The sequence below is a fragment of the Kosmotoga sp. genome (assembly GCF_982836095.1).
Genome location: NZ_CEYIHJ010000204.1, coordinates 475 through 2942 on the forward strand (window position 1 = coordinate 475; position 2468 = coordinate 2942).

The window sequence follows — 2468 nt, forward strand, 5'->3', positions numbered from 1 at the left end:
CCTTGCGCTAAGAAAGAAATAGAAGTACTACCTTGAAAGGGGTGGAGTAAAGAAATGTCTAATCTCAAACAAGTTAAAGCGAGTTCGTTCTTTAATTAATATATGGGATGATCTTGATAAAATCAGAGCCTTAGATGAAAAAGTAGTTAACCGCGATGAGTTAGCCTCTCTACCTGAAGACCCTTTAGAATACAAAAGCAAGACAATTTTGACAATACAAAAACTTCAAAAAGAGATTGAAAAATTAGAAAGTGAAAAAAGACAATGTGAGCAGGAAAAAAAGAAATTTTCAGAAGCAGATAAAAAGGTTTTAGCCAATACAGACGCTATTAATCAATGTATTAACATCTCGACAGTATTAGAACAAGAACTTGGAAAGCTTATCAAACTTAAAACACAAGAAAACCTGCTTAAAGAACAAATAAAAAAAGATGCAATCAGTATTTTTTAAACCTTGGGATGAAAGTTATGTTTCAATTATTCAAGAGTTATCTTCAGATAATTTGAAAAATAAAATCGAGCTCTTTAATTCCAGAAGTTTAAGCGAATCAATTATAAAAAGAACCTATTTTACGAATATCTTAATCGCTATTAAGAGCTGGATGAATCACTTTTTCCCCCGTTTTATAAAAAGAGAAAAAACAGCACAAGAAATCAGGATTGAAATCTCTGAAATGCTAAAAGAACTTCCTATTGACGAAACAGTACTGCGACACCCACAGATCGAACTTGTGCAAAATTTAATCCAATTGTGTGACAACTACGGTGCCCTTCGTCGTCTTCGTCAAACCAAAAACTTTCGGGAAAAGAAAACTGGTGAAAAAATTAATAGAATAAAAAACGTAGCAGAATCTGTATGCGTTGCCACAACCGGTGAGATAAAAAATGTGGTTATGGCCATGAAAATTACGCTTGCTGAGGCTCAAGGCAATAGACAATCAGCCATTCGAGCCGAACAACAATTTGAAGAGAAACAAAATAATATTAGAGAATTAATGGCTAAAAAACAATCTCTACTTGAAAATATTCAGGAAATTGATCAGCATCTTATTAAGTTCGGAAATGGAGATACTCAATTAGGTATTGAACGGTTGGAACAGCAGCGTAATGCGCAACTTAAAGCAGAATTGGTTAGAAAAGATTTAATAAAGGCATATCCTGATTTAGAGAGCTTGGAACAAGAAAAAGACGGGGCTCAAAAGAGTGGCAAAGATAGAAGTTACTATGGTTCAGAAATTGATCGTTTTGATTTGGAAATTGAACAAATCAAACAAAAAACAATTGAATTGAAAGAAAACCTCGACCAAATTCCGGAACCATTTCCTTATGTGGATGAACCCACCCGAAGATTCTTGCTTTACGGTGGTAATACAGCAAGAGATTTTCTTGTTAAATCTGCCAACATGGTGAATCAGGCCATGACTGAACAAAGCATGCCTTCTGCGTGTGAAACTGGGCTACCAGAGAGAGTAGTTACAAGATTCGAAGAATGGTGGAAAGAATATTGCAAAATCAGGGAAAAAGGAGATGAATTCATAAGCTCAGGGAAACTGAATAGATTTAGAAGTCCCCTGATATATTTTGATTCTGCGCTGAGCGAAATCAAAGTTCACTTTCCATCACAGCGCTTCTCAATTCCCGATAAGTTCACAGGAATTTGTTTAGTAATTAACGAAGACAAACAGTACTCACAGAAAGAACAATTGTTGCGGACTTATAAATATAACAAAGATTATTTAGCAACAGAGGAACTTGATTTTCCCCTGCCTTTTCCATCGAATATCTACAAATTCATTCTAAAAAGCGATGGCCAGATTATTAAGAGCTGGGATATTCAGGGTATTAGCTTGGCGCATCATTTAATGGCCTTTAGCGGTAGAAAGTTGATCCAAGAAGCGGAATTACCCAAGGGGGAAATTTTAATCATATTTCGTAAAATATTTTATCTCGAACAAAATCAATTCGTTATTGAGGAAGCTGATCTATATGGAAAATGGAGGGAATACAAATACGTTAAAGTAGATGTTAGCAATGTTAAGCAACTGAATTTGGTAGATAAACAAAATAATAGATACATAATACCAATTTCAATTGAAAGAAAGCTTGAACCAACTCTCTATGGTGGGCAGATCCTGAGGGGGTGCTGTTCAGAAGAAGAAAATATATATGTTGGAGAGCCTCCATGCGTTTGCGTTCCAGTTGAAAATAAAGCAGCAATAAAAGAATGGGTAATTTCTATACCTAAAAGCGGCGATAGCACCATGGTTGAATCAAAGCATTATCGCCTCAACGAGTTGGAGGAAATATCGAACATAGGTGTGAATGATGGCCTATTTATAATACCCCTATTTAATGAAAAATGCATAGGGAAAAGCCCTGTTGGTAGGTTTACAGTTCGATTAAGAAATGATGTCCGGCACATTGGCAAGCGCTTAAGTTTTTGTGTTGTTCCTTATCTAAAATTAGGA

General features: G+C 35.5%; 2 protein-coding genes. Both read left to right on the plus strand.

The features are described from left to right. Nucleotides 1-208: 208 nt before the first annotated feature. A complete protein-coding gene (locus AC3LHT_RS10130) occupies nt 209-451 on the plus strand; it encodes a hypothetical protein (protein ID WP_488662803.1) in 243 nt (80 codons plus the stop codon). After that, on the plus strand, nt 432-2468 hold a 2037-nt coding region (locus AC3LHT_RS10135), incomplete at its 3' end, for a hypothetical protein (protein WP_488662804.1). The genes AC3LHT_RS10130 and AC3LHT_RS10135, both read left to right, overlap by 20 nt.